We start from the raw sequence: 25119 nt of genomic DNA, 5'->3' as shown, positions 1-25119 counted from the left end.
TCAAGATATCGAAAATTAAAGCTTAAATGCTTATTTTTGCAACTTTTACAATAAAAATCAAAATGATTAAGAGACAACAAATTAAGGAATTATTAAAATCTACAGATTTTAACACTGAGGTAACGGTTATGGGATGGGTTAGAACCTTCCGAAATAATCAGTTTATTGCGTTAAACGATGGGTCTTGCATGGGCAATATCCAAGTGGTAGTTGATTTTAATAATACCGATGAGAATTTGTTGAAGAGAATCACTACTGGTGCAGCTATTAAAGCTACCGGTATTTTGGTCGAATCATTGGGTAAGGGCCAATCGGTTGAAATTAAAGCTACCGATGTTGAAATTTTGGGTGACAGCGATCCTGAGAAATTCCCTCTGCAACCTAAGAAACACAGCCTGGAGTTTTTAAGGGAAATTGCACACTTGCGCTTTAGAACCAATACTTTTAACGCTGTTTTCAAAGTACGTCATGCCTTGGCATTTGCCATTCACCAGTTTTACAACGAGCGTGGTTTTGTGTACATGCATACGCCAGTAATTACGGCCAGTGATGCCGAAGGTGCTGGCGAAATGTTTAAAGTAACTACGTTAGATTTCGACAACACGCCTCGTACCGAAGATGGCGCTATTGACTTCAAAGAAGATTTCTTTGGTCGTGCCACTAACCTTACCGTATCTGGTCAGCTGGAAGGCGAGCTAGCGGCAATGGCCTTTGGTCACATCTATACTTTCGGACCTACTTTTAGGGCTGAAAATTCAAACACTACTCGCCACTTGGCAGAGTTCTGGATGATTGAGCCGGAGGTTGCTTTTGCTGACCTGGAAAACAACATGGAATTGGCAGAAGATATGATGAAATATGTCATCAGCTATGCTAAAGAGAACTGCAAAGAAGAATTAGAGTTCTTGAACAACCGTTTGGCCGAGGAGGAAAAACAAAAACCTCAAAACGAACGCAGTGAGCTTTCATTATTGGAGAAATTAGATTTCTGTTTAGCTAACGATTTCCAACGTTTAACCTATACAGAGGCTATTGATATTTTAAGGGCTTCGAAACCTAACCAGAAAAAACAATTCAAATATTTGATTGAAGGTTGGGGTGCTGATTTACAAAGTGAGCACGAGCGTTATTTGGTAGAGAAACACTTTAAGCGTCCGGTAATTTTAACCGACTACCCTAAGGACATCAAATCGTTCTACATGCGTTTAAACGATGACAACAAAACGGTAGCTGCCATGGATATTTTATTCCCAGGTATTGGCGAAATGATTGGAGGTTCGCAACGTGAAGAGCGTATGGATGTATTGAAACAACGCATGGATGAAATGGGCGTACCTCAGGAAGAACTTTGGTGGTACCTAGATACGCGTCGTTTTGGATCTGCACCGCACGCTGGTTTCGGCTTAGGCTTTGAGCGTTTAGTGCTATTCGTAACGGGCATGACCAACATCCGCGATGTAATTGCCTTCCCTCGTTTCCCTAAAAGTGCTGAGTTTTAATTCAGAACAAGGATAAAGGAATAAGGAGTAAAGACAAAGCCGCTTAAAATTTTAAGCGGCTTTATCTTTTTTTCAGCCCCCTTGTCATCGTATCCTCTGTCATTTCGAGTGCAGCGAGAAATCTCTTTAATACTCTATTTATTATTTAGAAAATATTTCTGCTAGTTTGTTATTCAATTCCTTGCCCCTCAAATCTTTCCCAATAATTCTCCCCGAAGGGTCCAATAGGAAGCTTGAAGGAATAGACTTAATTCCATAAGCTTTTGCCGCTTCATTATCCCAGCCTTTTAAATCTGAAACCTGCGTCCAAACAAGATTATCCTGTTTTATTGCATCCACCCATCTTGCACGTTCTCCAGGCTGATCTAATGATACCCCTAGAATTTCAAATCCTTTAGCATTAAACTTTTTATAAGCAGACACCAAATTAGGATTTTCTTCTCTACATGGCCCACACCAACTTGCCCAAAAATCCACCAGCACATATTTACCTTTAAAACTAGACAACTTAACAGGTTTACCTGCAGGAGTATTTTGTTCAAAATCTATAGCAACTGCCCCTATCTTGGTATGATCATTTGAAGCCATAGACAATAAAATCCCCTTCCCTACAGGGCTTTCCTTAAGCGCCATTGGCAATTTCGCATAAATAGTTTTAATTTCACTAGAAAATTCCGGCACGGCAGCTACATGTGCCAAACTATTTAACCCTACAAACAAGCCCGCGTTTTTCTTAGCAAAAGCTAAATGTAATCGATTAGCATTCTGTGTGATTTCATTTTCTCTACCGATAAAGCCAGCCAGTATCAAAGAATCCTTTTGTTTTTCTGTTGGCAAGGCTTCGTACTCTTTCCTTAAATCTGTATACTGATTATCGATTGGCTTCAACATCAATTTTAAATCTTTAAAGCCGGCATTTTCGGAAGACCCACTAATGATCGCGTTTTTTATAGAATCAGAAATCGCCATTTTAATTTGAGCAGGCTCAAGATAAAACATTAGGTAATCTATTTGCTCTCCTTTGTTCAGCTTAACCACGTAAGGGTTTTTATGCAAAAACATCCTAGATATCACTGGATATTTCAATGAGCCTCCAAATTTAAATTTACCATTTTGCACCAATGTAGAGTCGGTAATCTTGCGATCGCCGTCAGTATAAACCAAATACACTTTACTTCCATCTTTTAATTGGCTCTCAGTCGTTGTAATTGAATAAGGCGTTTGGGCAAATATGAAAACCGGAAACAATATTAGAAAATATGTAAACAAATTCTTTCTATAGCTCATTCTAATCGTGATATGGGTTAGCAGTCTGATAATCTACTTCGGTTACTTTATAATCTGTAGGCAAGAAACTAGCCGATGTACTCAAGGTCATTCCCAATTCGAAACGAGATGGATAGGGCGTTTTCAATAAAGAACCTTCTGGAATATAAGGATAGGTTTCCCTGTAGTTTTGAATCACATTAGGATTAACCCTCCTGTTGATATAAGCCCTGCTTAACTGTCCGGGTTCACGTAATCCCGCTGCGCCTAAAAGCTCTACCGCACTGGCCACGGTTAAATTATGAAAGTTTTTCACCCTCACTTTTTTATCTTCTACCACCAAGCCTTTCATTAAGCTTGGATCTTGCGTAGCCACGCCAGTTGGACAGGTATTGCTATTACATTCCAACGCTTGAATGCAACCTAGTGCAAACATCATTCCTCGTGCCGCATTACACATATCAGCTCCCAAAGCAATATTTTTAACAATATCGAAACCGGTGGACACTTTACCTGAGGCAATGATCTTAATATGCTTTTTAAGGTCAAAACCTACCAACACATCGTAAACAAAGGCCACCGCATCACGCAAAGGCATACCTACCGAGTTAGAAAACTCCTGCGGCGCCGCCCCTGTTCCACCTTCACCACCATCAACAGTAATAAAATCAGGATAAATACCTGTTTCTACCATCGCTTTGCAAATAGCAAAAAACTCACTCCGGCGGCCTATACATAATTTAAAACCAACAGGTTTTCCGCCTGATAAATCTCTTAACCTCTTCACAAAAGCCATTAATTCCATTGGGGTAGAAAAAGCTGAGTGTCCAGGAGGCGACAACACATCCTGACCTTCTGGAACCAAGCGGATACGGGCAACTTCGGCAGTTACTTTTTTACCAGGCAGCATACCTCCATGGCCAGGCTTAGCACCTTGCGAAAGCTTAATCTCAATCATCTTCACCTGATCCTCGCTTGCACGCTCGCCAAAGGCCTCACCATTAAAAGTTCCGTCCAAGTTTCTGCAACCAAAATAACCGGTACCAATTTGCCAGATCAGATCTCCCCCCATCTGACGATGATAATCACTAATACCACCTTCACCTGTATTGTGCGCAAAACCACCCAACTTGGCGCCTCCATTTAAAGCCAATACTGCATTTTGACTCAACGAACCAAAACTCATGGCCGATATATTATAAATACTTGACGAGTAAGGCTTCTTGCAATCTGGTCCACCAACCATTACCCTAGGATGTAGGTTTAAATCATGATGACTGATGGCCATAATACTGTGGCTCAGCCACTCGTAACCGCTGTCGTAAACATTCAATTGTGTTCCAAAAGGAATGGTATCCAGCTCTCTTTTTGCTCTTTGGTAAATTAGCGAACGGTTTAATCGATTATATGGCGTACCGTTGGTATCACTTTCTACAAAGTATTGGTAAACTTTGGGCCTCATGTTTTCCATAAAGTACCTTAACCTGCCAAACACAGGATAGTTACGTACAATACTGTGCTTAGGCTGGATCATGTCATAAATGCCTAGCAGAACAAATGGTCCAGTGAACAGAAAAGTCCACCATAAAAAAGGTTGGTACATGCCTAACATTACCGTAAATGCTACCAAAAAAGCTGCGATTGCTACAAATGCTTTTCTCATCTCAATTAATTAAATGTCCGTTTTTTGCTAATGTAGCAATATAAAACCCGATACTAAAACAAGTACGCCATCATTTTGTTATTTTTACGCATGCTTATCAAAATATATCCAGAAAACCCCAATCCAAAAGCCATCGAACAAGCTGTAGAAGTATTGAAGAAGGGTGGCCTGATCATCTACCCAACCGATACGGTTTACGGTTTGGGCTGCGATATTACCAACCATAGGGCAATTGAGAAAATTTGCAAAATACGTGGCATTAAGCCAGAGAAAGCTAATTTTTCTTTTATCTGCTCAGATCTAAGGCACATCTCAGATTATATCAAACCTATTGACACCACAGTTTTCAGGGTGCTTAAGAAAGCGCTTCCGGGGCCTTTTACTTTTATCTTTAACGCCAATAACAACGTTCCTAAATTACTGAGCTCTAATAAGAAAACAGTAGGTATACGTGTACCTGACAACAACATTGCCCGTCAAATTGTGGAAGCATTGGGCAATCCTATTATTTCGACATCTATTAAAGATGATGATGAAGTAATCGAGTACTCTACCGATCCGGAGCTTATCCATGAAAAATATGAAAGCACCGTTGACCTGGTGATTGATGGCGGTTATGGCGACAACGAGGCCTCGACAGTAATAGACTGCACCAACGGCGATTTTGAAGTGATCAGAGAGGGCAAGGGAGATATCGAAGAGTATTTATAACATTTTAAGCTATCGTTAAGTATATATTAACCTTTCTATTTTAATATCTGATTAACACCATCGTAATAAGAGCGGGGTAGCTTTGTCGCGTTCAAAATAATTTGGACAGCAAAACTTATTATATGAAAAGACTTTTACTTATTATTCTTTTTTGTGTTAATGCATTATGGAGTTTCGGCCAAATCGACTTAGGCTCCACTGCTTATACACAAAATTTCAACACATTAGCGAGCTCTGGAATAAGCAGCGTAATGCCCACTGGTTGGCTTTTTTTTGAAACAGGTGCTAACGCCAATACCACTTATACTGCCGGAACGGGCAGTTCTAATGGCGGTGACACCTATAGCTTTGGAACTTCAGCATCATCAACTAATAGAGCATTAGGCTCATTACTCAGTGGAAACTTAAAACCTTCATTTGGAGCTAGCTTCAAAAATACTTCTGGCGGTACAATTACTAAATTAAAAATTTCTTTTGTAGGTCAAACTTGGAGAATAGGAGCAACAAATCACAGTGATAGGTTGGATTTTTCCTACAGTACAGATGCCACTAGCTTAAGCACTGGAACATGGGTGGATGTGAATGAACTTGACTATCAAAATGACCCTAGCTCATCAACTTTTAACGGAGGTAGCACTATCCAAACTAAAAACATCGAATATACAATTACTGGATTGAACATTGCAAATGGTACTGTTTTCTTTATTCGTTTTGTAGATTTTGATACTAGTGGAGCAGATGATGGTTTAGCTATCGATGATTTTTCTATTGAAAATGCTTCAGTTAACACAAACACCCCTTCTATCACCGCCCCTGCTTTGTCTTTTGGAAACCAAAATATCCTAACCTCTGCACAGAGTCCCCTGAGCCTAACCTACGCTAATTTAGATGGTTCCGATGTTACCTTAACCACCGCTACGCCTTACGGTATCTCAAAAACAAATGGCGGTCCTTATAGCACCTCCATTACTTTTACCGGAGCTGAACTTACTGGGAATAACAAAGATGTTTTTGTACAATTTAGCCCAACCAGCACAGGTGCTAACAATGGCACTATTAATATTACTGGTGGTTCAGCTAGTCCAACCAGTGTGGCATTAAGCGGTACGGGTGTCGACCCTTCTGCCTTGTCTTATGATTTCGAAAACTGTACTCCTGCTGGAAGTACCACCCTTCCTGCTGGCTTTACGCAGCAAAGCATTACAGGTACGCAAACTTGGGCTTGTACTTCTTTTGGTAGAGATGCTTCAGACGCTACCGGTAAAGCAAGCAGCGGCAATGCGGTTCAAATTAATGGGGGTTCAGCTTCATCAAGCACCGAAAACGAAGATTGGTTGATTTCACCTTCCTTCAATCTTTCGACCATGACCTACCCAATATTGTCATTTTGGAGCAGAACTGCTTTTGCGGGCAACACCTTGCAATTAAAAGTATCTACCAATTATTCAGGTAGTGGCAGTCCAAATGCAGCCACATGGACCAATATTGACGGCAAGTTTCCTATCATACAATCTGATACTTGGACCAAATCAGACAATATAGATCTGAGCAATTATAAATCGGGAACGGTTTACATCGCTTTTGTATACACCTCACCAAATGCTACGCCTTCTAGTGGAGCTCGTTGGACTTTGGATGATTTTTCTATTCGTAATTCTTCTACCCCAGCTCCGGTTGAACTTAGCTTACCAGTATCTTCAATCAACTTTGGCTATCAAGCAGCAGGCAGCACCTCGGCCGAACGTTCATTCAATTTTTCAGCTAGTGGCCTCACCCATGATGTTACTTTAATAGCTCCTGCTAATTTTAACATTGCCAAAACCAGTGGCGGCCCTTTCACTTCATCGGCCACCTATACTTTGGCCGAAGCCAACAACGCGTCATCAACTGTTTTTGTAAAATTTGCGCCAGCTATGGCCAATACCAATTATGCCCAACAGTTAACCATTGCCACTAATGGCACTGCCAACCAAACCTTAAACCTTTCTGGCAATACGTTTGACACCAACAATACCTTAGAAGTGGTGAACTGGAATATTGAATGGTTTGGGGCTACTTCAAATGGACCAAGCAATAAGGCACAACAGGCCGCTAATGTTAAAACCATATTTGGCAATCTTAATGCCGACATCTATGGCCTATCGGAAGTAGTTGATACGACCTTGTTCAGAAACAGTTCTTTACCTGCGGGCTATAATGTAATATTCAGCGATTTTGGTTCATACGCCGACGATAAAAACCACTCGGGTTATCCGCAAGCACAAAAATTGGCCTTTATGTACCGTACCGATATCATTAAACCCGTGCGTTGGTTTGGTGTGTTAAGAGATACCTATTACCCAAGCAATCTTACTAACAACGGCACCAATTCTCCTTATAAAAACTGGTCATCAGGTCGTTTCCCATTTTTAATGGAGGCAAAAGTATTAGTTAATGGTGCTGAGGAAACGGTTTACTTTATTGAGATACACGCCAAGGCCAATACTGGTAGCACCGATGCGGAAAAGAATGATGCCTACGACAGAAGAAAAGGTGGTGCTTTACAGCTTAAGCAATATATTGACGCTAATTTAGCGGGCAAAAAAGTAATTATTTTGGGTGACTTTAACGATGTGCTTAATCCTGATAAAACCATTGCACCTAAACCTGCCGGAACAGGAACTTCTTATAGTGATTTCACCACAGATCAAACCAATTACTTCCCCGTAACTTTGCCTTTAAGCTTAGCAGGAAAAAGGTCGACTGCCGGTTTTGCTACGGTTATTGACAATGTAATCATCAACAAAAATTTAAATGATAATTACCTGAGCAATTCTGCCGAAGTTTTAGATCAGGTTACAACCATGGTAACTAGCTATAGCAGTACTACCACCGACCACTACCCAATTCAAACCAGATACTTTTTCAACACCACTTTAAGTGTAAACTGGGGATATTTTACGCCAAGTATTAACGGTAATGTGGTGACGCTTAAATGGGAAACCAAATCGGAAACAGACAATAGTCATTTTGTGGTAGAGCGTTCCTTGGATGGTAAAAACTTCACCAAAGTTGCCGAACAACAAAGCAAAGGCCCACAAGGCGCCGCTTATGAAGCTATTGACCAAAATCCAGCTCAAGGCATTAACTATTACAGAGTTCAACAAGTAGACCGCGATGGCAAATACAGCTATTCGGAAGTAAAACCGGTTAGGTTTTTGGGCAGCAATCAAGCTACTTTCTTTGTTTATCCAAATCCGGTAAAAAACAATATTGCCTTAAACTATTCGAGCAGCAGTAATCAGTTGCGATTATCGGTAAGCGGTATTGATGGTAGGATTCAATTACGTACCACTGGCAATACCAATGATTTAAACCACCAGCTTAACCAAAAAGTAAAAGAATTGGCAAGGGGTATTTACATTATTCAAATTACCGACAACGGCGCTACTTACCAAAGTAAATTTGTAAAGGAATAAGCAACAACAATAGATCTTTGATGAAGGGGTGCCTAACGGCATCCCTTTTTTATGGCTTTTTTGATAGTTTTAGAAAAAGGAACAAACCATCATTCCTCCTTCTAACAGCCATTTCAATCCATTTACATCTAATGAAAGTCCCTTCAAAAGCCTTACTGCTTCCGCAATCCTCTTCTCTCCTTTGTATGGGAAACGGGCATCAAATAGCTACGAAATGTCTTCCAATAGCGTCTTAATTTTGGTATTTTAGCCAAATGCAGAAATTCAACAAAAACGCTTTTACCAAGTTCTTCAATTCTGAAAAAACAGGAGGAATACTTTTGTTATTTTGTGTATGTTTTTCACTGATTATTGCCAATTCTAGCGAAAAACAAGCCTTCCAGCAGCTATTAGATCAAACTTTGGGTTTCCAGCTAGGCAACACATCAATCAGTTATAGCACCTCTGTTTGGATCAATGATGGTTTAATGGCTATCTTCTTTTTATTGGTAGGTCTCGAAATTAAAAGAGAGCTGGTTGCAGGCGAACTCTCCAATATTCGAAAAGCATCATTACCGGTATTGGCGGCAATTGGCGGCATGTTACTTCCCGCCGGTATTTATTGGGGTGTTAATCAAGGTACTCCAACAGCTAACGGATGGGGTATCCCCATGGCTACCGATATTGCCTTTGCCTTGGCCATTATTGCGATGCTGGGTAAAAATGTACCCCCTTCATTAAAAATATTCTTAGCAGCCCTAGCCATTGTTGATGATTTAGGGGCCATTTTGGTGATTGCTATTTTTTATACCGACCAAATACACTGGCAGGAGCTCTACATTGCCGGAGCAATTGTGATTGCCTTGGCAACTTTAAATTATTTCAAAATCAAATCGCTTTGGTTTTATTTAATACCCGGAATTTTCCTTTGGTATTTTATGCATCACTCAGGCATACATGCTACCATTGCTGGAGTGCTATTGGCTTTTACAATTCCTACCGGAACACAAACGTCATCGCCCTTAGAAAACCTAGAACATGCGCTAGCCAAGCCTGTTAACTTTTTGATCATGCCTATTTTTGCGCTGGCAAATACTAATATCACTTTTGAAAGCGGCATGATAGCGGGATTGGCTTCTCCTTTGGGCCTGGGCATTATTTTTGGACTTTTTGTGGGCAAAACATTAGGGGTAAGTCTATTTTCATACCTAGCTGTAAAACTTAAACTGGCCAAGTTACCTTCGGCAGCCAACTGGAAACATATTATTGGGGTAGGTATGTTAGCAGGAATTGGCTTTACCATGTCTATTTTCATTGCGATGCTTTCATTTTCAGACCATTTACATGTTACCGAAGCCAAATTTGCTATTCTCTGCGCCTCGGTTTTATCTGGCCTTGTTGGGTTCATTTTTCTTAAAACCTTAAAACGTAAATATGCTCAATAGCATTATTGAAACGGAAAGATGTTTGATCAGGCCGCTGAGTCTTGCTGACGCAGCAGGGATTTTTGAATTGGACAGCAACCCAAATGTGCATACCTTTTTAGGTAAAAACCCAATCAAAACTATTGAAGATGCCGAAAACGTGATCAAGTTTATTCAAAAGCAATACATTGATTTGGGCATTGGTCGCTGGGCAGTTATAGACAGGGCTAATGGCGATTTTATTGGGTGGACAGGTTTTAAATATATTATAGAGCCCATTAACAACAATGCAAACTACCATGATTTTGGTTACAGACTAATTGAAAGGTATTGGGGTAAGGGGATTGCTACCGAAACAGGAAAGGCCTGCATTAAATATGCTTTTGAGACCCTGAATTTGGAGGTTATTAATGGCATTTGCGAGGTAGGAAATATAGGTTCAGTAAACGTTTTACAAAAGTGCGGACTTCAATTAAAAGACAATTTTTTATACGAAGATATTCCCCACTATTGGTTTGAACTTCAAAAAACCGCATGGATAAAACAAACCGGTCCAAATAATAACCAAACATGAACGAAAAACCCATCAGTAAACCTCTCTATACTATTCTTGCCATTGCCATCCCCTTACTTATTGCATCTGTAGGTGCTTTTTTTGGTTTTAGAGCAGTTATAAGAAACATGCAATCATCGCTCAAGAACAATAATCATGTCGATATCTATTCCTTTGCCAATGGTTTTAAGGATAAAGAAAAGTTTGATGAAATCATGATTGACTTTTACTCTATGGCCAATATGGCCGAAGATATTTTTCCGGTAGATACAGTAGCAATAGGCAGGGAAAAAGCCTTATCTAACATTAGGGATATTGGCATTTATTATTGGGACAGAAACCTAGATATGATTGATAGTTTGGATAAGCTAGCACATCATAAAAGTATACAACCTAAAATAGCCACCTATAGAACTTATAGTACATTAAACAAAGAATACTATACTTTACTTTATAAAGCCTTAGATGAACGTAGCAATAAGTATGATGTCGAAATAGAGGCCTATGAAGCAAAAATCAATACTTTATCGAAAGAAATCTACATCAAATAACAAATCCATAGCATTGTAATATCAGCTGAAATGGCCTTTTATGATTTAGTTAAGGAAGAAAGGGATTTGTTGGTAAAACAAATTCAAGAGGTTATCCTCAATGATATTGTTATAGCAAAATGCGGCAATATACTCCCATATTTCATCAATGAAGATACCTACATCAGAAAGACAGCTTATTTAGCAGTCGGAAAAATTTATAAAATTAATCAAACATATTTGCCCACCATTATCCATTTATTAAATAGCTTATTGAGCCATAATGATTTTAAAGTGAGGCAAACGGTGATTAACGCCGCAGGCGAAATTGGCAAATGGGATTTTGAGACGGTGCAGCCTTTTTTTGATAAGGGATTGTTTGACGAGCACCATGCTGTTAGAAATGCAGTAATTGGCTCTGTGAAAAAAATGGGTGAAGTAAACCCCGACCCCGTTTTGACTTGGGCTCAAACTTATCTACATCATCCCGACAAGGAAATTAGACGCGAAATTTGTCATGGCATTGAGCTTCGGGGAAGAAAATATCCTCAAGACATACTACCTTTGTTGAAACAGCTAGAACATGACCCTACTAAAAGGGTAAGCAATACACTGGTTCATGTAATTGGACAAATTGCGTATAAAAAAGGATGTTTAGCTACTGTAATTGCTGATTTAAAGACTTGGCAAAATAAGGATTTGGTAGACAAGGCCATTCTGGAAATTATTGATGTTCACGATCGATATAAAGATTTCTCCATTTTGACCCAGCAAGAAGCGATTAATTATATCTCCAAACATTTCTACGGAGACACCCTATAGGCAATGTCATGTTGAGCTTGTCGAAACATTGTTATTCAACAAAAAGTCTTCGACAGGCTCAGACTGACAAATGATTTTAATTTCATGTCGCCAATACACTTATATTAAACCACATAGAAACATAGTTTTTTTTATTTTTTCTGTTTAATCTATGTGGTTAGTTTTATGTTTCGAACCTTATTTAAACTGTGCCATAAATTCCCTGATGCTTCCTTTTAGGTTACTCGCATCCATATTTTTAACGAAAGCACTGCCTATGATGGCACCGCTAGCATATTGACTTGCTGCCTGATAGGTTGCTTTATCTGAAATACCAAAACCAATGACTACCGGGCTTTTCAAGTTCATATTGGCAATACGTTTAAAATAGGCTGTAGCACTTTCAGAAACTGACAAATTACTGCCAGTAGTGGCCGATGATGATACCAAGTAAATAAAAGCATTACTCAAATCGTCAATTTTACGGATACGCGCTTCAGAAGTCTGAGGAGTTACCAAAAAGATATTGCTCAAACCATATTTTTCAAAGGTTGATTGGTATAATTCCTCGTACTCGTACATCGGCAGATCTGGAATAATACAACCATCCACCCCTACTTCCTTACATTTGCTGCAAAAAGCTTCTACACCGTATTGCAATACCACATTTACGTAGCCCATTAATAAAATAGGAATGTTTACTTTTCCGCGCAAATCTTTCAGTTGATCAAATAAAATGGCCAAGGTCATGCCGTTATCCAAAGCCTGCTTACTACTAGCTTGTATAATGGGTCCATCAGCTACAGGATCCGAATAAGGGAACCCAATTTCTAAAAAGTCGGCACCTGCTTTTTCTAATTCCTCGGCGATATCCAGGGTATCATTTAAATTTGGATAGCCGGCAGTATAATAAATGGAGAGTAACTCCTTTTGTTGTTGCTGAAATAATTGTTGAAGTCTGTTCATTTATGTCGAGTATTTAGTAGTTAGTGATTAGTAATTAGGCACAGGGCGTAACCCAATACCTTAAATCCTTTCACGTTTTACCTTTATAAATTAAAATATTTCATATAAGTCTCCATGTCCTTGTCGCCTCTGCCCGAAAGACAAACTACTACATTATCACCAGCTTTAAACTGCATTTTTTCAAGATAAGCTAAAGCATGGGCACTTTCAATAGCAGGAATAATTCCTTCATACTGGGTTAAAAGCAAGCCTGCTTGTAGCGCCTCATCATCGGTGATGGAAGCATAAAGTCCTCTACCTGTTTTAAACAAATGTGCGTGTTGCGGACCAATACCGGGGTAATCTAATCCTGCAGAAACGGAATGAGGTTCTACCACTTGCCCATCCGGCGTTTGCATTAAAATACTCCTACTGCCATGTAGTACTCCTTCTTTACCCAAGGTAGTAGTTGCGGCCGAAAAGCCACTATCTACACCTTTACCTGCTGCCTCAACAGCAATCAGTTTCACACTCTGATCATCGATAAAATGATAGAACATTCCCATGGCATTACTTCCGCCACCCACACAGGCCAATACATAATCAGGCAATGATTTTCCGGTATGCTCTTGCAACTGCTTTTTAGTTTCGAAAGAGATGATCGACTGAAATTGAGCAACCATGTCTGGATAAGGATGTGGACCAACCACAGAACCGATGATGTAATGGGTATCTACGGGATTACTGATCCAATCACGCATGGCTTCGTTGGTGGCGTCTTTAAGGGTTTTACTTCCCGACGTAGCTGCCACTACTTTTGCGCCTAACATTTTCATTCGGGCCACATTGGGCGCTTGGCGTTTAATGTCTACCTCGCCCATATAAACCACACATTCCAAACCACGCAAGGCACAAACAGTGGCAGTAGCCACCCCATGCTGACCGGCACCTGTTTCGGCAATGATCCGTTTCTTGCCCAGCTTTTCGGCAAGTAAAATTTGGCCTATGGTATTGTTAATTTTATGCGCTCCGGTATGGTTAAGATCTTCTCGTTTAAGGAAAATATTTGCCCCATATTTATCAGATAATCGTTTGGCCAAGTAAAGCGGCGACGGTCTGCCGACATAGTCCTTTAGCAAGGCTTTAAATTCCTGCTGAAATTGTTCGTCATCAATAATGGCTTGATACTGCTGGCGCAGTTCTTCTACGTTTGGATAAAGCATTTCGGGGATGTAAGCGCCACCAAAATCACCGTAATATCCTCTTTCGTCTACAAAATAATTCATGTTATCTCTTTTTTGTCATACTGAGCATCGCGAAGTATCTATGAGATTCCTCGTTGCTCTCGGAATGACAGTTTATCTTACGTTATCAAAAAACTCTTTTAACTGTTCCACATCTTTCAAACCCGGCTCCAGCTCAAATTTACTGTTCACATCTATGGCATAAAGCCGTGCATCCTGTATGCCTGTAATTTGTTGAGCATGTTCTAGTCCTATTCCCCCACTCAAAAAATAAGGTTTATCCAATTGATATTTTTCTAGAAGTTGCCAGTCAAATACTTTTCCTGAACCGCCATGCACGGGGGTTTGAGTATCAAAAAGAAAATAATCTACCACTAGTGCATAAGGCTCTAATTGTTTAAAATCAAATTCTGGATGCACACCAAATGCTTTGATGACTTCCACGCCTAAAATCTTGAGTTCAGCACAATAGTCTACACTTTCTGCTCCATGCAACTGTACTGCTTTTAACTGATATTTAGCTACCTTTAATTTTACTTCGTTGATTTCTTCATTGACAAACACACCAACGGTTTTAATATCGACAGGAACATATTTGATCAGCTCTGCAGAAACTTCGCTAATATATCTTGGAGATTTTGGATAGAAGATGAAGCCCAAATAATCAGGACGTAAGTTGGCCACCCCAGCAATATTAGCCGCATGTTTCATCCCACAAACTTTGATTTTCATTTTCATACTATGTCTTTTTAACCCCCCTTAGACACCTTAGCGCATTTTAGACTTAGATGTTCTAAGGTGTCTAAGGGGGTTATACTATCCTGCTATCAAATTTTTAAAGCTTCCCAATGCTCTTTTACTTAGTAGAGATTCTTCTGCTTCGTAGTAGCAATCGGCGAAACTTGCATTTTGTTTAATGGTTTGTATGGCTAATGCGGCATTACATAACACCACATTGGTTTGGGCATCAGTAGCTTTTCCTTCTAATACTTCCATGAATATTTTAGCCGATGATTCGATGCTATCGCCTCCTTGTATTTGCGGTTCCTGCAATTCTTCGAAACCTAAATCAGCAATTTTTGTCAAGGCCTCTCCTTTTTTGCTGAAAGTTTTAAAATCACACGTCAGCGACACTTCATCAAAGCCATCTACCGCATGTACAATAGTATAGTTTTTATTTGTTTGTTGATACAAATACGCATAAATACGAGCCAGTTCCAAACTAAATACCCCTACCATTTGATTTTTCGGCTTTGCCGGATTGCACATTGGCCCCAACATGTTAAAAAAGGTTTTCACTCCTAGCTCCCTACGTATAGGCGCCACCGTTTTCATTGCTGGGTTAAACAAAGGCGCATGAATAAAACAGATACCTGCCTTATCTAAACTACGTTTCAGTTCACTTTCATCATTAGTGAAACTATAGCCCAAATACTCCATTACATTACTAGAACCGCAGCCAGAAGAAACACCATAGTTACCATGTTTGGCCACTTGATGCCCTGCCCCTGCCACTACAAATGAAGCTAGCGTGGAAATATTAAAAGTATCCTTTCCATCGCCACCCGTACCGCAAAGATCTACCAGTTCAAAGTCTGAGAAATCTACCTTTAGGCATAAATCTAGCATGGCGTCGCGGAAGCCCTGTAATTCTTCTACGGTAATATTTCGCATGCAATAAGCAGTAATGAATGCGGCAATTTGAGCATTATTGAATTCGCCCATAGCAATGGAGGTTAATATTTTTTGAGCCTCGGCGCTGCTAAAAGTTTTGTTCTCGAAAAGGTGGTTTAATATCTTCTTCATGGTTATCAACAAAAAAAGGTTGCCTCATCAGCAACCTTCTAAAATATTCTTATTAAAAAAATAAACGTACAAAAGGTTACATCACGCTATTGCGTTATGCCACCACCAAATTGTATTTACGTTTACCTGTCTCATTCTGTAAGCAAATATGTAATTGTTTTTCTTTAAATGCAAAAACGATTTTATTTTTTATGTAATATTTTTCAAAAAGCCCTTCATCGTGAAAGAAAAAGTGGTTCCCTTACCAATCTCGCTCTGTACTTCGAGCTTACCATTATTGGCAACTACAAACTCTCTACAAATGATCAGGCCCAAACTGGTACCTTCCTCCGCCGATGTCCCTTTAGTTCCAGTTGCAGATAATTCGAAAAGCTTTTCAATTCTAGACTGGCTAATGCCTACACCATTATCTTTTACTTCAAATTTGATGGTGTTTTTGTCAATAGCCTTAGCTTTTAATTCTACCTCTCCATCCTTCTCGGTAAATTTAATAGCATTGGCCAATAAATTTCTTACCACAAAGTCGAAGTGGTCAGCATCGGCTTTCAACACAACTCCCTCTTCAATATCAACGTCAATGGTAATTTTTTTTTGCGCAGCCGCCTCCTGCAACAGCCCTAGGTTACGATAGATATTTGGCAAAGGATTAAACTCCGAAACATTTAATCGAACGCCTTTGATCTGCATTTGCCCCCATTTAAGGAGCTTATCTAATATTTCTAGGCTACTATCACAATGCGTTACCAATTTCTCTACCATTTTTTCCTGCATTTCCTGATTCAACTCCTTATCGGCAATGAGTCTTAAAATACTAATGGTTGACACCAAAGGTGACCGAATATCATGAGCAATGATGGAGAAAAACTTATCCTTGATTTCGTTACTTTCTTCCAACTCCTTATTGGCCTCGGTAAGCAGCTTGTTCAAATGTCTGGAGCGAAAATAGTTGCCCAAGGTAATCATGAGCACCAAAAATATAGCAATGGCTACATAAAGAATGATGTTCTTAACCATCTTTTGCTCCTTGCTTTGTGCCGTGAGTTCGGCTAGCTGGGTTTTAGATTTTTCAAGCTCGTAGGCACTTTCCAAGCTCGAAACCTGTTTCATCATATCGGTATAGAATATCTGCTCGGCCAAACTATTGCGTTGCTCTCGATAATAAAGTGCCTTGGCCAAATTGCCCTTTGCTTTATACAGATCACCAATATTATCCAACGCGGTAATTTGCTGACGGTACATTTTGTGCTTTTCCGCGATTTCTAAAGCTTGAGCAAGATAAAAAAGGGCGCTATCTGGCTGATTTTTAATATACACTTGCGATAGTTCTACCAAGGTTGATTGCTCTCTCAATACATTTTTAATTTCTCTGGTAAAAGCCAATGCTTGTTTGTAAATAGTGATAGCCTGATTGCGCTTTCCACTTTTAAAGTAAGCAGTCCCCAACTGCACCATCAAACTAATTCTTAAACCATTAAAATCGGGCCTATTACTTTTAACAAGTCCCTTTTTTAAATAGCTGATAGCTTTTTCATAGTCTCCTATTTTGGTATATACATAACCATAGTTAATGTACATATTGAGAGATAAATTAGAAAGAGGGATTTGTTTATCTATTTCTTCTGCGATACGCAAATTACTTAGCGCATTTTCATACTCGCCTAAACTATAATAAGCTTCCGCAAACACCACTCTACCTTCGAGCATACCTAGCTTATGGCCATTTTTTTCACTGATGTTGAGGGCATCCATAAAATACGCTAAAGCCTTGTCGAAGTTTCCTTTGCGTTTTTCCACCACTCCTAACCTCACCAAGGTGGCGGCTAATCCTATCTCATCGCCGTGCTCTCTGTAAATGGCTTCTGCTTCCAGATATTTCTCGCGAGAGTCTTTATATCGTGTGGCATTATCGTCGATCATGCCATATTGATTTAACAGGGCGGCCTTGCCCAAAGAATCTCCTTGTGCTTCTGCTACCTTAAGCCCTTGTTTCACATAATAAAGTGCCGAATCTGGGTTTAGATAGCGATAATATTTAACAATCTGTAAATAATCTTTGCTATTATTTAGGACGTGCGAAGGCTTCTGGGCAAAAACTCCCGAGGTAAAAAGGTGATTTAACAAAAATCCAAACAAGACAAAAATGAGCGTTTTTTGCTTGTAACGCTTCATTACTTAATCAGGGGATTTTTTTCTTTGGTGAAAAGTTCAAATACTTTTTTATCGGCAAATGCTGGGAACAGCTTATTTACCCAAACGGCAAGCTTACCCTGTCTTGTCATGATCAAAGTTCTTTTTCTTTGTTCAATGCCATCGCATATGCGTTGTGCCACTTCTTCGGCGGTCATCATTTTTCCCTCTTCCATACTGGTTTCGCCATGGGCGGTTCCATCTTGTGACAACGCCGCAACCCTAATGTTGGAAGTAGTGAAACCTGGACAGGCCACCATTACATGTACTCCGGTTTTTAACAGTTCGGTACGTAATGACTCCATAAAACCATTCATGGCAAATTTTGAGGATGAATAACCTGTACGGCCTGGCAAGCCTCTATAACCGGCAATAGATGATACGGCCACAATACTACCGGTTGTTTTTAAGATTTCTGGCAAGGCATATTTGGTACAATAAACAGTACCCCAAAAATTAACGTCCATTAAATCTTTTAGCACGGACAGGTCTAGATCTTTAAACAAAGCTCGCATAGACAAACCGGCATTGTTAATAAGCACATCGAGCTTGCCAAAAGTGAGCAGGGTCTGTTTAACCAATGTTTCGCAATCCTCTTCTTTGCTCACATCAGCCTGTATGGCCAAGGCTTTAATACCGTATTCTTTTTCTAGCGCTGCCGTAATTTCACAAAGGGTAACATACTGCCGTGCGGCCAGTACTACATTGGCTCCCCTTTTCGCCATTTCGTAGGCTAGTGCTTTTCCTATGCCCGATGATGCGCCAGTGATGACTACGGTTTTATCTTTTAAGCTCATAAATTACTTCATTAGGGTATTTTCATAAGGTACTCTTGTGGCAATTGAACGTCCAAGGGTAACCTCATCGGCATATTCCAACTCGCCTCCAAAGGCTATTCCTCGGGCAATAGTGGTAATTGGGATATTAAAGTCCTTCAATTTTTTATGCAGGTAGAATAGAGTGGTATCACCTTCCATATTAGCACTTAAGGCCAAGATGATTTCCTTAACTTCAGAATTTTTGACACGCTCTACCAAATTCTCAATGTTCAGATCAGAAGGGCCAATACCATCCATAGGTGAAATTAACCCTCCTAAAACGTGGTACACACCAAAATATTGATTGGTGTTTTCAATGGCCATTACGTCTCTAGCATCTTCAACCACGCAAATCACTTCCTTTTCTCTTTTTGGTGCCGAACAAATATTGCAGATTTCGTGATCAGAAATATTATAACAAACCTTACAGTTCTTGATTTCGTTTTTCAGCTTGATTAGCGTATTTCCAAATTGTGCCACTTCTGCCTGTTCTTTCCCCAAAAGATGCAGGACCAAGCGTAATGCCGTTTTTTGGCCAATACCTGGTAACTTACCAAACTCATTCACTGCATCTTCAAGCAACTTGGAAGAAAAATTCATGTTGCAAAATTAGGGATTTAAGCCCATAGGGCAAAGCGTTGTTCTGGCACAATTGATAATTAATAACAAATTATTAAACAAATTAGGGCAGACGGGAAACAACAAAAAACAAATCACTAAAAATCAACCAACTACAAACCAATTTCGATTATTACATTACTAATCTATAGTTGTTTAACTATTTTAATATCTGGCTGACCCTGAAATAAATTCAGAGTGACGTTAAATCAATGCTCCGTCATGCTGACCACGGAGTAGCTGCGAAGCGAATTTAGTTCAGCATCAGTTTAATAAGTTAAATATTAATAAATCGAAATCGGATTTTACAAATAAAAAATTTTCAATAACATATTGCTCTGGACATATAGCCTATGTCATCGCTAGGTTTAACTTAGATTGACCGCCAATTCTATTCATATTATTTATCCCCACAAAAAAGTATATCTTTATTTTTTAGGCTCGCACTTTTGCAAGTTTTAGCAAGTTTTTGCTACTTTTAGCAACAAATCAGATTATATATGAGTTCAACATTACTACTGTGCTTCTTAATAGGCTACTTTGGCGTCTTAATCGCGATTGCATTTGCGACGTCGAAAAATTCATCCGACAACTCTACATTCTTTTTAGCGAACAAAAACTCTAAATGGTATTTGGTAGCGTTTGGGATGATTGGAACCGCATTATCAGGGGTTACTTTTATTTCGGTACCGGGCGAAGTTGGCGCTCCCGCAGGAAACCAATTCCAATATTTCCAGTTTGTTTTGGGAAATGCCGTCGGGTTTATCATTATTGCAACGGTATTACTGCCTTTGTACTACCGGATGAATTTAACATCGATTTATAGTTATATAGAACAGCGCTTAGGTTATTATAGCTACAAAACAGCGGCGTTTATTTTCTTAGTGAGTAGAACCCTTGGCTCGGCCACAAGATTATACTTGGTAGTAATTGTATTACAACGCTTTATATTTGACACTTATGGTGTTCCTTTTTGGGTAACGGTATTAATCTCACTTGGTTTAATTTGGTCGTACACGTTTAAAGGTGGCTTAAAAACTATCATTATTACCGATACACTGCAAACGTTCTTCTTGGTATTATCTGTTTTCTTAACCATTTACTTCATTTGCGATAGCTTGGGCTTAAGCATTCCCCAAGCGTTTGAAACAGTAAAAAGCAGTAGCTATTCTAAAATTTTCTTCTTTGAAGATTTTTTAACTAGCAAGTTTTATTTCAGCAAGCAATTCATTGGTGGAATATTTGTAACCATCGCCATGACTGGTCTTGATCAGGATTTGATGCAGAAAAACCTGAGCATGAAAACCATTGGTGAAGCTCAAAAAAACATGTTCACCTTTACAGGGATATTTGTGGTATTAAACATTTTCTTTTTAAGTGTTGGTGCTTTGCTTTACATTTTCGCTACTAAAAACGGTATCGAAATTCCGTTAGACCATATTACCGGCAAACCAAGAACAGATCTTTTATTCCCGGAAATTGCCCTTAACCATTTAACTACTATACCAGCCATTGTGTTTATGCTGGGTTTAACCGCGGCAACTTTTGCCACTACCGATAGTGCGTTAACGGCCTTGACCACTTCTTTCTGCGTAGACTTTTTAGGTATGAACAAAAAAGAAAATGCGGAAAAGAAAGATGCAGTGAAGAAAAGACACCTGGTGCATATTGTGTTTTCATTATTGATGTTCTTCGTGATTGTAATCATCAACTCCCTCAATAGTTCATCGGTAGTAAGCTTAATTTTCCTGATTGCCTCGTACACCTATGGTCCATTACTGGGATTATATTCATTTGGACTATTTGTAAAATCGCGTGGACTACACGACAAACTAGTTCCTTTCGTATGCATTATTTCCCCTATCCTTTGCTATATATTTGCTACCAATGCAGAAAAGCTTTTGGGTGGATATGTTTTTAGTGTAGAACTTATTTTAATCAACGGATTTATTACTTTTATGGGACTATTGCTGATCAGCAAAAAAACAGATCAGCAAACTAGATTTTAAAACCCAATTAAAAGTATGAATAGTGAAGAGAAGATAAGAAGCGCATTTGCCAACAAAGATTGGCAAGAAATTAAAGTAACTGATAGCTGGCAGATTTTTAAAATTATGGCCGAATTTGTAGATGGTTTTGAGAAGCTATCGAAGATTGGCCCATGTGTAAGTATTTTTGGTTCGGCCAGAACTGCAGAAACGAATCCTTATTATCAAATAGCTGTTGAATGTGGACGTTTGTTAACTGAGCGTGGCTATGGGGTAATTACAGGCGGTGGCCCAGGTATTATGGAGGCTGGAAATAAAGGTGCCCATATGAATGGCGGTAAGTCTGTAGGTTTAAATATTGATCTGCCTTTTGAACAGTTCCACAATAAGTACATTGAACCTAGCCGTTTGCTAGAGTTCGATTACTTTTTTGTAAGAAAGGTAATGTTCATGAAATACTCGCAGGGCTTTATTGTATTGCCAGGTGGCATGGGAACCATGGACGAACTTTTTGAAGCTTTAACATTGATTCAAACCGGCAAAATTGCCCGTTTTCCTATTGTGTTGGTCGGCTCGGCTTATTGGGGCGGATTGGTTGATTGGCTAAAAGACACCATGCTAGAGAAAGAGCATAATATCCATGCTGAGGACTTAAACTTATTTAGGTTGGTGGACACCGCCGAAGAAGCGGCCGAACATATCTTTAGGTTCTATGACAAGTATGTACTGAAACCAAATTTCTAGGCTTTCAGCTGATTAGAAACACAAAACCTTATAGACAAGTTTCTGTAAGGTTTTTTTATTTTAAAGTTTTTATGAAAAAGCTATATTGGCTGAATACAAGGCTTTTATAGAGATACTCAAAGAAGTTAGGTAACGATTTGGTAACGGTGCTTATGCTTTGCTTTTCAACGTGTTTCCGTTAGCTCAATAGCAAATATACGAAATCTATTCTCTCAAAAATATACAACTTCAATCTCTAATCCATTATTGCCATTACAATTCGTTCAACGTTTTGTTATAGAATCTATCCGTTAGCTATTTCAATGTTATTGGATTTCTTATTCCGTTTCGAAAGTAACGGTTACATTTCCTGAACCCAATGCGGTTGCCAAACCGTTTACATCATCTACCGCACCTAATTTAGTATATCTGTTGTTGCTGTTTCCATTGCCCTACATTTTATGATACAAAATTAAAAACAAAGCCTTACAACGGTTTTGCTGTAAGGCTCAATTTACTTTTCTGTAAGGCTCAATTTTATATTATCAAATGTTAATCCCTTTTCAGAACTTCTCTCACTTCAATGTTCCCGCCTACCTGGTCAAAAATCGGATTGGTTTTTGCAATTTCTACCGCTTCATCAATGGTATCGGCTTTTACCAGAACATAACCGCTGATAAACTCTTTGATTTCGGCATAAACTCCGTCCGTTACCACGTTATTAGGTTTTATGGTTTTGGCACTTCCTACATTTGGCAGAAGCGTGTTGCCTTTGTCCACTAATTTGTTCTGTGAAGCAATTCCTGCTAACCAATTCATACGTTCCTGCATTTGCTCTGGAGATGGTCTGAAATCGGAAATGTCTTTTAATCTGAAAATTAATGCAAATTCTTTCATTGTCTAAAAATTTTAATTGTTTCTTACCAGACAATTCCAAATTGCGGAACGTGACAAAAAGCAGAGGGGATTTTAAATTTTCATCAGTTTGCCCGGGTCAACGACAGAAAAAATACTTGTGATTTTTCCGTCGGTGTTTAGCTCAAATATCTGACAGTTTATCAATGTTGTACCTTTGTAAAACAATAGTGCGGATTGATGATTGATTTCTTCGATTTTTATTTCAAGGTCTTTTTGATAGTATTCAAAAACATAGGTCATCAGTTTAACTGTGTCGTCAATTCCTGAAGTTAATTGAGATATAACCTTTAATTTGCTTCCTGCATCTGCCAAAACCTGCACTTCGTCAGACAGCAATTGTTCCAAAGTTTTGACATCGCCTTTACGGATTGTTTCCACATATTTCTCCAAATATTTTCGGTCTTTTGCGGACGAAGTTGTGATTTCGGGTTTCCGTAATTTCAGTTTCTTTTTGGCTCTTGTGAGTAGTTGCCTTGAATTTTCTACCGAAATTTCTAATATTTCAGCGATTTCATCGTGTTCGTAATCGAACGCTTCTTTGAGTAAAAAAACGGCTCTTTCTTTTGTATTCAATGTGTCGAGCAACACAAGCATTGAATAGTTGAGTATTTCGTCTAATTCAATTTTGTTTTCGCCCTGATTGGTAACTATTGGCTCTGGCAATGTGATTTTTTGTTGCCTTTCTCTGTCGTTTTTCTTTTTTAGGTTGATGGCTTGGTTGATAACCGATTTTATCAGATACGCATTTGGATTGGAAATTGTACTAAACTCTTTTTCATTGAATTTTATCAAAACTTCCTGAATGACGTCCTGGCTATCGTCAATATTTCCCAAAATGTTGTAAGCATAAGGAAATAGCTTTTTGTTTAATCGTTTCAAATCGTCCATTTTTTGACTTTAGAGTTAGACAATTTCAAAGGTAAGAATGTGACAAGTTTTAAAACTATTACACTTCTGTTGGTGGTATGCCATACTGCTTTTTAAATGCAGTAGAAAAATGGGAAAGATTTTTAAATCCAACTTCTGAATAAACCTCCTGTACTTTTTTCTTTTCTTCTTTAAGTTTGATGTAAGCCATTTCAAGACGTTTATTAATAAGCCATTTTTGCGGTGTAAGGCTGCTTATCTTTTTAAAATCCCTGCAATTTGTTCCATTGAAAATTCTTGCATATAGTTTTCATTCAGGAATTCTAAAAGGTCAATTTTCCACGGGTCGGCGAAGTCGAAAAGTATCGGGTAAAATTGCTCCGAACTATTGAGCAAAGCGTAAATACCCTCCAATAGTTTTAAATGAGTTACGCCCTCTGTCGGTTTTATATTGCTGTCGAAATATGGCGTAAGCGACTGGAGCAAACTCTCTATTGTAGGCTTGGATTTAGCTTGAAAACCTTTTTATCGGATATAGGTACACTTTTGGGTATCTCCGCTTTATTCATCCTGCTGTAAAACTCCCGCAATACATTCCGTTGGAATGTAAGCGAAATACCTTTGTAGCAATCTGCGCCTTTACTGTTCTTAAACATTTGCAGACGGTTATCCCTCCTGATAAATGCACATTCTCCTGCTTTTATTATGGTCTTTTTGTTCCTGTCAACGATTACCTGTTCGCCCGAATAGATATACACCAAAACGTGTTCGGGTTTGGAATGTACACAGTGTGTGCCATATTCGGAAAAGCAGGAAAGAAAAATTCCTGAATAGCTTAATGTGTCGTATTTATCTTCTTGCTGTACATTCATAACCTGCTGATATTATTCCTATACAAATTTAGAAATTTTGTGCCTGCTTTGCTTTTTCTGAAAGGCTCATTTTATTTTGCTGTGAGGCTCACCTTTTTCCTGCTTTTTACCGCGCTACGTAAAAATCATAAAACGGTTCTAAATAAAGGATTACAACCGTTTTACCTGTTTTTAATCTTTGATGTATTTTACTGAAACTTTATTTTTTGAACTTTCTCTAAATATCGTTACAATCCAAACAAGCAATAG

22 protein-coding genes are annotated in these 25119 nt (G+C 39.0%); 9 read left to right on the top strand and 13 right to left on the bottom strand.

Annotated elements, in window-relative coordinates; genetic code table 11:
• The first annotated feature begins 62 nt into the window (after positions 1 to 62).
• On the top strand, positions 63 to 1499 hold the full coding sequence (gene asnS / locus ABDV71_RS08990; RefSeq protein ID WP_343532112.1) for an asparagine--tRNA ligase: 1437 nt from the start codon (positions 63 to 65) through the stop codon (positions 1497 to 1499).
• Positions 1500 to 1640: 141 nt separating this feature from the next.
• Here asnS and ABDV71_RS08985 read toward each other — a convergent pair whose 3' ends face one another.
• Together ABDV71_RS08985 and ABDV71_RS08980 are read right to left on the bottom strand one after the other, a co-directional pair.
• Positions 1641 to 2786, bottom strand: coding sequence for a TlpA disulfide reductase family protein (locus ABDV71_RS08985; protein ID WP_343532111.1), 1146 nt, complete (start codon positions 2784 to 2786; stop codon positions 1641 to 1643).
• A 1-nt stretch (position 2787) separates the two neighbouring features.
• Positions 2788 to 4428, bottom strand: coding sequence for an FMN-binding glutamate synthase family protein (locus ABDV71_RS08980; protein ID WP_343532110.1), 1641 nt, complete (start codon positions 4426 to 4428; stop codon positions 2788 to 2790).
• A 90-nt stretch (positions 4429 to 4518) separates the two neighbouring features.
• Here ABDV71_RS08980 and ABDV71_RS08975 point away from each other — a divergent pair, with 90 nt between their 5' ends.
• The 6 genes from ABDV71_RS08975 (at position 4519) to ABDV71_RS08950 (ending at position 11905) form a co-directional block, all read left to right on the top strand.
• Positions 4519 to 5139, top strand: a complete 621-nt coding sequence (locus tag ABDV71_RS08975) for an L-threonylcarbamoyladenylate synthase (RefSeq protein WP_343532109.1) — start codon at positions 4519 to 4521, stop codon at positions 5137 to 5139.
• 122 nt (positions 5140 to 5261) lie between these two features.
• The gene (locus tag ABDV71_RS08970; protein WP_343532108.1) at positions 5262 to 8597 is read left to right on the top strand and encodes a choice-of-anchor J domain-containing protein; all 3336 of its coding nucleotides are present in this window, start codon (positions 5262 to 5264) and stop codon (positions 8595 to 8597) included.
• A gap of 254 nt (positions 8598 to 8851) precedes the next feature.
• Complete coding sequence (gene nhaA / locus ABDV71_RS08965) at positions 8852 to 10021, top strand: Na+/H+ antiporter NhaA (protein WP_343532107.1); 1170 nt, start codon at positions 8852 to 8854, stop codon at positions 10019 to 10021.
• Positions 10011 to 10574, top strand: coding sequence for a GNAT family N-acetyltransferase (locus ABDV71_RS08960; RefSeq protein WP_343532106.1), 564 nt, complete (start codon positions 10011 to 10013; stop codon positions 10572 to 10574). Before nhaA ends, ABDV71_RS08960 begins: the two co-directional genes overlap by 11 nt.
• A complete protein-coding gene (locus ABDV71_RS08955; RefSeq protein ID WP_343532105.1) occupies positions 10571 to 11104 on the top strand; it encodes a hypothetical protein in 534 nt (177 codons plus the stop codon). The genes ABDV71_RS08960 and ABDV71_RS08955 overlap by 4 nt, the downstream gene beginning before the upstream one ends.
• A gap of 30 nt (positions 11105 to 11134) precedes the next feature.
• Positions 11135 to 11905, top strand: a complete 771-nt coding sequence (locus tag ABDV71_RS08950; RefSeq protein WP_343532104.1) for a HEAT repeat domain-containing protein — start codon at positions 11135 to 11137, stop codon at positions 11903 to 11905.
• Between the two features lie 177 nt (positions 11906 to 12082).
• Here ABDV71_RS08950 and trpA read toward each other — a convergent pair whose 3' ends face one another.
• From trpA to recR, 7 genes are all read right to left on the bottom strand, one after another.
• Positions 12083 to 12850 carry a tryptophan synthase subunit alpha gene (gene trpA / locus ABDV71_RS08945; RefSeq protein WP_343532103.1) on the bottom strand — a complete coding sequence of 256 codons (768 nt, stop codon included), beginning with the start codon at positions 12848 to 12850 and terminating at the stop codon, positions 12083 to 12085.
• An 83-nt stretch (positions 12851 to 12933) separates the two neighbouring features.
• Complete coding sequence (gene trpB, locus ABDV71_RS08940; RefSeq protein ID WP_343532102.1) at positions 12934 to 14115, bottom strand: tryptophan synthase subunit beta; 1182 nt, start codon at positions 14113 to 14115, stop codon at positions 12934 to 12936.
• 72 nt (positions 14116 to 14187) lie between these two features.
• Positions 14188 to 14811, bottom strand: a complete 624-nt coding sequence (locus ABDV71_RS08935; RefSeq protein ID WP_343532101.1) for a phosphoribosylanthranilate isomerase — start codon at positions 14809 to 14811, stop codon at positions 14188 to 14190.
• Between the two features lie 78 nt (positions 14812 to 14889).
• On the bottom strand, positions 14890 to 15879 hold the full coding sequence (gene trpD / locus ABDV71_RS08930; RefSeq protein WP_343532100.1) for an anthranilate phosphoribosyltransferase: 990 nt from the start codon (positions 15877 to 15879) through the stop codon (positions 14890 to 14892).
• Positions 15880 to 16068: 189 nt separating this feature from the next.
• Complete coding sequence (locus ABDV71_RS08925; RefSeq protein ID WP_343532099.1) at positions 16069 to 18048, bottom strand: tetratricopeptide repeat protein; 1980 nt, start codon at positions 18046 to 18048, stop codon at positions 16069 to 16071.
• On the bottom strand, positions 18048 to 18863 hold the full coding sequence (locus ABDV71_RS08920) for an SDR family oxidoreductase (protein WP_343532098.1): 816 nt from the start codon (positions 18861 to 18863) through the stop codon (positions 18048 to 18050). The genes ABDV71_RS08925 and ABDV71_RS08920 overlap by 1 nt, the downstream gene beginning before the upstream one ends.
• A gap of 3 nt (positions 18864 to 18866) precedes the next feature.
• Positions 18867 to 19484 carry a recombination mediator RecR gene (recR, locus tag ABDV71_RS08915; RefSeq protein ID WP_343532097.1) on the bottom strand — a complete coding sequence of 206 codons (618 nt, stop codon included), beginning with the start codon at positions 19482 to 19484 and terminating at the stop codon, positions 18867 to 18869.
• Between the two features lie 518 nt (positions 19485 to 20002).
• Here recR and ABDV71_RS08910 point away from each other — a divergent pair.
• Both ABDV71_RS08910 and ABDV71_RS08905 read left to right on the top strand, forming a co-directional pair.
• Positions 20003 to 21511 carry a sodium:solute symporter gene (locus ABDV71_RS08910; RefSeq protein ID WP_343532096.1) on the top strand — a complete coding sequence of 503 codons (1509 nt, stop codon included), beginning with the start codon at positions 20003 to 20005 and terminating at the stop codon, positions 21509 to 21511.
• A gap of 15 nt (positions 21512 to 21526) precedes the next feature.
• The gene (locus tag ABDV71_RS08905; RefSeq protein WP_343532095.1) at positions 21527 to 22234 is read left to right on the top strand and encodes a TIGR00730 family Rossman fold protein; all 708 of its coding nucleotides are present in this window, start codon (positions 21527 to 21529) and stop codon (positions 22232 to 22234) included.
• A 531-nt stretch (positions 22235 to 22765) separates the two neighbouring features.
• Here ABDV71_RS08905 and ABDV71_RS08900 read toward each other — a convergent pair.
• From ABDV71_RS08900 to ABDV71_RS08885, 4 genes are all read right to left on the bottom strand, one after another.
• Positions 22766 to 23110: a YciI family protein gene (locus ABDV71_RS08900; protein WP_343532094.1), complete on the bottom strand. Its 345-nt coding sequence runs from the start codon at positions 23108 to 23110 to the stop codon at positions 22766 to 22768.
• A 72-nt stretch (positions 23111 to 23182) separates the two neighbouring features.
• Entirely contained in the window at positions 23183 to 24019 is an 837-nt protein-coding gene (locus ABDV71_RS08895; protein WP_343532093.1) for a sigma-70 family RNA polymerase sigma factor, read from the bottom strand.
• Between the two features lie 58 nt (positions 24020 to 24077).
• Positions 24078 to 24227: an AraC family transcriptional regulator gene (locus ABDV71_RS08890; RefSeq protein WP_343532209.1), complete on the bottom strand. Its 150-nt coding sequence runs from the start codon at positions 24225 to 24227 to the stop codon at positions 24078 to 24080.
• 262 nt (positions 24228 to 24489) lie between these two features.
• Positions 24490 to 24870, bottom strand: coding sequence for a hypothetical protein (locus ABDV71_RS08885; RefSeq protein ID WP_343532092.1), 381 nt, complete (start codon positions 24868 to 24870; stop codon positions 24490 to 24492).
• Positions 24871 to 25119: the final 249 nt, after the last annotated feature.

Origin of the sequence: Pedobacter sp. (assembly GCF_039594775.1) — a bacterium.
Classification (GTDB): domain Bacteria; phylum Bacteroidota; class Bacteroidia; order Sphingobacteriales; family Sphingobacteriaceae; genus Pedobacter.
This window is presented reverse-complemented; position numbering and strand designations above follow the sequence as displayed.

Excerpts from the sequence above, each read along its gene's own strand:
- asnS (WP_343532112.1), top strand. The coding sequence starts at position 63 with ATGATTAAGAGACAACAAATTAAGGAATTATTAAAATCTACAGATTTT.
- ABDV71_RS08985 (WP_343532111.1), bottom strand. The coding sequence starts at position 2,786 with ATGAGCTATAGAAAGAATTTGTTTACATATTTTCTAATATTGTTTCCG.
- ABDV71_RS08980 (WP_343532110.1), bottom strand. The coding sequence starts at position 4,428 with ATGAGAAAAGCATTTGTAGCAATCGCAGCTTTTTTGGTAGCATTTACG.
- ABDV71_RS08975 (WP_343532109.1), top strand. The coding sequence starts at position 4,519 with ATGCTTATCAAAATATATCCAGAAAACCCCAATCCAAAAGCCATCGAA.
- ABDV71_RS08970 (WP_343532108.1), top strand. The coding sequence starts at position 5,262 with ATGAAAAGACTTTTACTTATTATTCTTTTTTGTGTTAATGCATTATGG.
- nhaA (WP_343532107.1), top strand. The coding sequence starts at position 8,852 with ATGCAGAAATTCAACAAAAACGCTTTTACCAAGTTCTTCAATTCTGAA.
- ABDV71_RS08960 (WP_343532106.1), top strand. The coding sequence starts at position 10,011 with ATGCTCAATAGCATTATTGAAACGGAAAGATGTTTGATCAGGCCGCTG.
- ABDV71_RS08955 (WP_343532105.1), top strand. The coding sequence starts at position 10,571 with ATGAACGAAAAACCCATCAGTAAACCTCTCTATACTATTCTTGCCATT.
- ABDV71_RS08950 (WP_343532104.1), top strand. The coding sequence starts at position 11,135 with ATGGCCTTTTATGATTTAGTTAAGGAAGAAAGGGATTTGTTGGTAAAA.
- trpA (WP_343532103.1), bottom strand. The coding sequence starts at position 12,850 with ATGAACAGACTTCAACAATTATTTCAGCAACAACAAAAGGAGTTACTC.
- trpB (WP_343532102.1), bottom strand. The coding sequence starts at position 14,115 with ATGAATTATTTTGTAGACGAAAGAGGATATTACGGTGATTTTGGTGGC.
- ABDV71_RS08935 (WP_343532101.1), bottom strand. The coding sequence starts at position 14,811 with ATGAAAATGAAAATCAAAGTTTGTGGGATGAAACATGCGGCTAATATT.
- trpD (WP_343532100.1), bottom strand. The coding sequence starts at position 15,879 with ATGAAGAAGATATTAAACCACCTTTTCGAGAACAAAACTTTTAGCAGC.
- ABDV71_RS08925 (WP_343532099.1), bottom strand. The coding sequence starts at position 18,048 with ATGAAGCGTTACAAGCAAAAAACGCTCATTTTTGTCTTGTTTGGATTT.
- ABDV71_RS08920 (WP_343532098.1), bottom strand. The coding sequence starts at position 18,863 with ATGAGCTTAAAAGATAAAACCGTAGTCATCACTGGCGCATCATCGGGC.
- recR (WP_343532097.1), bottom strand. The coding sequence starts at position 19,484 with ATGAATTTTTCTTCCAAGTTGCTTGAAGATGCAGTGAATGAGTTTGGT.
- ABDV71_RS08910 (WP_343532096.1), top strand. The coding sequence starts at position 20,003 with ATGAGTTCAACATTACTACTGTGCTTCTTAATAGGCTACTTTGGCGTC.
- ABDV71_RS08905 (WP_343532095.1), top strand. The coding sequence starts at position 21,527 with ATGAATAGTGAAGAGAAGATAAGAAGCGCATTTGCCAACAAAGATTGG.
- ABDV71_RS08900 (WP_343532094.1), bottom strand. The coding sequence starts at position 23,110 with ATGAAAGAATTTGCATTAATTTTCAGATTAAAAGACATTTCCGATTTC.
- ABDV71_RS08895 (WP_343532093.1), bottom strand. The coding sequence starts at position 24,019 with ATGGACGATTTGAAACGATTAAACAAAAAGCTATTTCCTTATGCTTAC.
- ABDV71_RS08885 (WP_343532092.1), bottom strand. The coding sequence starts at position 24,870 with ATGAATGTACAGCAAGAAGATAAATACGACACATTAAGCTATTCAGGA.